Consider the following 4,714-nt stretch of genomic DNA (forward strand, 5'->3'; position numbering starts at 1 on the left):
TTATTTCAGCCCCGCCCCCCCCCCCCACCCCTCCCGCTCTCTCGTCGCGTTCTGGCTTTCTCTCCCCCCCCCCCCCGCGGCGCTGCCGTGGGCTCCCCCCGGGCGGCCCCCGCCCCCCCCCCCCCCCCCCGCGCCTCGGGAGGATAACGGGGCGGCAAGCCGCCCCGTTCGCTTCAGATTTCCTGGCGTAACGGCCGGAACGCGGCTCGGAGCTCGGCGGAGAAGATTGCTGGCTGCTCCCAGGCCGCGAAGTGCCCGCCCTTAGGGAGCCGGTTGTAGTGGATGAGCTTCGGATAGGCCTTTTCAGCCCAGCTCTGCGGCGCCTGGTAGATCTCGTCCGGGAAGGCGCTCACAGCGACCGGTATCTTGATGCCCCTGGGGTCGAAGAAGCCTCCCGTCGGGTGGTGCGCGTTGTCCCAGTAAAGACGCGCCGAGGAGATCGCCGTGTTGGTCAGCCAGTACATCGTGACATTGTCCAGAATATCGTCCTTCGTCAGCCCTTCCGCCTGCCCGTCGAAGACGCGTGCGATCAGCTCGTAGCTGCGGATGTCGTGGTCGAGCATCCAGGCTGCGAGACCGACCGGCGAGTCGACGATGCCGTAGAGCGTCTGCGGGCGATTGTTCATCTCGATCGCGTAGCCCAGCCCGTTCTTATAGAAGTCGTCGAGCTGGTCGTAGGCCCGCTTCTCGTCGGGCGAGAGGCCGGCGGGCGCCGGGCCGCCGGCGGCAAGCGCCTTCGAGATGTCGGCGGGCACGGTGGCAGCCATGTTGGTGTGGATGCCAAGCAAGCCCGGAGGCTCTTGCAGCGCCATCGTCTCCGACACGGCGTTGCCCCAGTCGCCGCCCTGTGCGACGTATTTCGTGTAGCCGAGACGCTGCATCAGCGTAGCCCACGCCTTGGCGATGCGGGCAGGGATCCAGCCAGGTGCCGTCGGCTTGCCGGAGAACCCATAGCCCGGCAAGGACGGGATCACCACGTGGAACGCATCCGCCTCGGTCCCGCCGTATGCAGTTGGATTGGTGAGTGGCTCGATGACCTTCAGCTGCTCTATGATCGAGCCAGGCCAGCCATGCGTGACGATGATCGGCAAGGCATTCTCATGCCTGGAGCGGACATGGATGAAGTGGATGTCCAGCCCGTCGATCTCGGTGATGAACTGCGGCAGGGCATGGAGCCGGGTCTCCATCTTGCGCCAGTCGTAATCCGTCGCCCAGTACTTCGCGAGCTTCTGCATTGTGGCGAGCTGCACGCCCTGGGTGTCGTCGGCCACATTCTCCTGGTCCGGCCAGCGGGTCGCGGCGACGCGTCGGCTAAGCTCGTCGATTTCCTCCTGAGGAAAGCTGACCTTGAAGGGCCGGATCGCATCGCCCGCGGCAGCGGCGACCGATGGGAGCAGGCTGGCAGTACCTACGGCGGCTATGCCCATTGCGGCCGTGCTCAAAACCAGGCGGCGGTCCTGATCGATTACTTCGGGAGTCTTGGTCGTATTCATGGGTCTCTCCTGGGGGGTGCTCGGTGCTGCCGAAAACTTACGCCCGCAGGACGAGAATCGCCCGTTATGTGTTGTGAGCCCCCTGTTAGTCGCTGTCAGCGCTGGTGGCTCCGGGCAGCGGGGTCCTACCACCGTTCGCCTATGGTGCAGGTGTTGTACTTGACTTAGACTATCGGCTTGGTGGCGGGCGGCTCCGAGAGAAGCGCCATGACGATAGTGGCAGGTCAGGCCAAGGACGGACTGTCGTTCGGTCCTTTCCATCTGGTTGCGAGCGAAAGGCTCGTCACAAAAGACGGCGCTCCCTTGGCGCTGGGCTCGCGTGCACTGGACATTCTCATTGCCCTGATCTCCAGGCCGAATGAAATCGTCGGCAAAAAGGATCTGATGTCGCGGGTTTGGCCCGATGTCGTAGTCGAGGAAGGCAGCCTGCGGTTTCACATGACCAGGCTCCGCAAGGCGCTGGGTGACGGAAAGGACGGCGCACGATACATCGCGACTCTACCAGGGCGGGGTTATTGCTTCATCGCGCCCGTCTCGCAGATCGGCGGTCCGCGCGATGAAGAGCCTGCAGCTGCCGCCAGTTTTCCGCACGCGAATCTTCCGAGCCGCTTGGGCCGAATGGTTGGCCGGGACGACGACGTTCTCCAGCTGTCGGCTCGACTGAATGCGTCGCGCTTCGTCACAATCGTTGGCGCGGGCGGCGTCGGCAAAACCACCGTCGCGATCGCGGTCGGACATCACCTCATTGACGCCTTCGCGGGCGCTGTGCTGTTCGTCGACCTGGGAATGCTCGGCGATCCCGACCTGGTAACGACAGCCGTCGCCTCCATGCTTGGGCTGTCGGTTCAATCGAGTGACGCGACGCCCAATCTGATCGCCTATCTGCGCAACAAGCGGATGCTTTTGATCCTCGACACCTGCGAGCATCTCGTCGATGCGGTGGCGCCTCTGGCCGCAAGCATCATCGACGCGGCGTCGCAGGTCCATATTCTGGCAACAAGTCGCGAAGCGCTTCGGGTCGAAGGCGAGCATATCTACCGATTGGATGCCCTTGCCTGTCCGCCGGACGACCCAAGGCTTACGGCGGCGGTTGTCCAGACGTTCCCGGCCATTCAACTGTTCGTGGAGCGCGCGGTGGCAAGTGGCGCGCGCTTGGATGTCAGCGATGCGGAAGCCCTGATCGTCGCAAGCATCTGTCGAAAGCTTGACGGTGTGGCGCTCGCAATCGAGTTGGCGGCCCGGCGGGTCGAGTCTTATGGATTGCAACAAACCGCCGCGCTTCTCGATCAACGTCTGACTTTGCTGTGGCTGGGATCGCGGACCGCGCCACCGCGTCAAAAGACCCTGCAGGCCACGCTGGATTGGAGCTTTGGGCTACTTACCGATCTGGAGCGCGCAGTGCTTCGCAGGCTCGCTGTATTCCTTGGTCATTTCACGCTCGATGCGGTCTTGGAAGTCGTCACAAGCGCTGCCCTCGACAGATCGACCGTTCTTAATGCCATGGATAGTCTTGTTGCCAAGTCGATCATAGCGACGCGCCCGCTCGGAGCGATGATGCGCTATCGGCTCCTGGATACCACGCGCGCCTACGTCCTCGATATCAGCATAGATGACGCCGAGGCCGCCGATCTGGCGGTGCGCCACGCCGCCTACTATCGAAGATGGCTTGAGCAAACAGGTATCGAGTGGCCACGTCTGGCGACCGGCGAGGAGCGGGCTCCTCACTTCGCCGCCATCAACAATGTGCGGGCCGCTCTCGAATGGTGCTTCGGCGAGGGCGGAAACGCCGATATCGGCATCGGACTTGCCACTGCTGCCGCGCCTGTTTTCCTGGCGATGTCCTTGTTGCCGGAGTGTCATCGCTGGTCAGAACGCGCGATATTTGCTCTCGACGATGCCGCTCTTGGCGGACTTGACGAGATGCATCTCCAGGCAGCCTTGGGTGTGTCCCTGATGTTCATGCGGGGAGGGCGTGATGCGGCGCGCGTCGCCCTGGAGAAAAGCCTGGCGATTGCCGAAGAACGCGGTGATACGTTGGATGAAGTGCGCCTGCTGGGTCCGCTCAACATGTTCCACCTGCGGACAGGCAATTTCGTGACCGCCCTCCAGTTTGCAAAACGCTGTTCAGCCATAGCCGCGACCCTGGAGGATCCGGTCGCGATTGCGTTGGCGCATACCATTCTGGGGATATCGCTTCACCTTCGTGGTGACCTGGCCGAAGCCCGCGCGGAGCTTGAGGCAGCGCTGGATCGTGGGCCAAGCTCTCAGCGAACCACAACGGTCTATCTCGGTTTCGAGGGCAAAATCCTGGCCAAGGCTATCCTGGCGAGGAACCTTTGGCTGCAAGGCCACCCGAATCAAGCCATGCAACGCGCCCGGCAGGCCATCGATGAGGCTGCCGCCATGGATCATTCGCTGACGCTGGCGATAGCCTTGATCTGGGGAATATCGGTATTCCTGTGGGCCGGCGAACTGGAGAGTGCTGAGGCATACATAGACATGCTCATTTCCCGCGCCGAATCCCATTCCATGGCTCCCTACCTGCTGGTTGGTCGAGGATTCAAAAGCGACGTCGCGATCGGTCAAGGCGACGCGCAAGGTGGTGTCGAGGGACTGCGAACTTCTCTCCAGAAGCTCCACGCGGCGCCTTACGAATTGCTCACAACTGCACTCAACCTCTCGCTGGTCAGGGGGTTGTCCGCGATCGGTCAGGTCGATGAAGCAATGGTGCTGATCGACGATTCACTTGGTCAAGTCGAAAAGAACGGTGACCAATTGTACCTTCCGGAGTTGCTGCGGATGAAGGGAGGCCTTCTTTTCCAACAACTGTCGGAACGCAATCGCGACGAGGTCGGCGCATACCTAATGCAGGCTTTGGAGTTGAGCCGGAGTCAGGGCGCGCGGGCATGGGAGCTGCGAACCGCAATTGATATGGCGACGCTGATGGCCGGGCGAGGAGAAGTCGGCAGCGCTTGCGAGCTCTTGCAATCGGTTGCGGAGCATTTCGTAGAAGGCACGAGTACGGAAGATTTGAAGGCTGCCGCGCGCCTGTTGGCGACGCTGAGCTAGCTACCGCCGATACGCGTTTACACTTTTGCAGACGGTCCGACGGCAGCTATTGTGATGGGTTTCGGATGCCGGCCGTCTACTGAGATGGCGTGGCTCGAGGCCGGCGTCCGGAAGCCTCCAGGGAAGGAACCCGCGGGGTGGAGATTTCGGTT

At 62.5% G+C, this 4,714-nt stretch carries 2 protein-coding genes; one reads left to right on the forward strand and one right to left on the reverse strand.

What is annotated here, in order from left to right; genetic code table 11:
• Positions 1-173: 173 nt before the first annotated feature.
• A complete protein-coding gene (locus NKI59_RS34590; RefSeq protein ID WP_502901155.1) occupies positions 174-1,493 on the reverse strand; it encodes an epoxide hydrolase family protein in 1,320 nt (439 codons plus the stop codon).
• A 207-nt stretch (positions 1,494-1,700) separates the two neighbouring features.
• Between NKI59_RS34590 and NKI59_RS34595 the strand changes: the two genes are divergently transcribed.
• Complete coding sequence (locus tag NKI59_RS34595; RefSeq protein ID WP_352709015.1) at positions 1,701-4,562, forward strand: ATP-binding protein; 2,862 nt, start codon at positions 1,701-1,703, stop codon at positions 4,560-4,562.
• The last annotated feature ends 152 nt before the right edge of the window (positions 4,563-4,714 follow it).

Source organism: Mesorhizobium sp. M0598 (assembly GCF_040320865.1).
Lineage (GTDB): Bacteria > Pseudomonadota > Alphaproteobacteria > Rhizobiales > Rhizobiaceae > Mesorhizobium.

Coding starts and splice junctions, on each gene's coding strand:
- NKI59_RS34590 (WP_502901155.1), bottom strand. CDS start 1,493: ATGAATACGACCAAGACTCCCGAAGTAATCGATCAGGACCGCCGCCTG.
- NKI59_RS34595 (WP_352709015.1), top strand. CDS start 1,701: ATGACGATAGTGGCAGGTCAGGCCAAGGACGGACTGTCGTTCGGTCCT.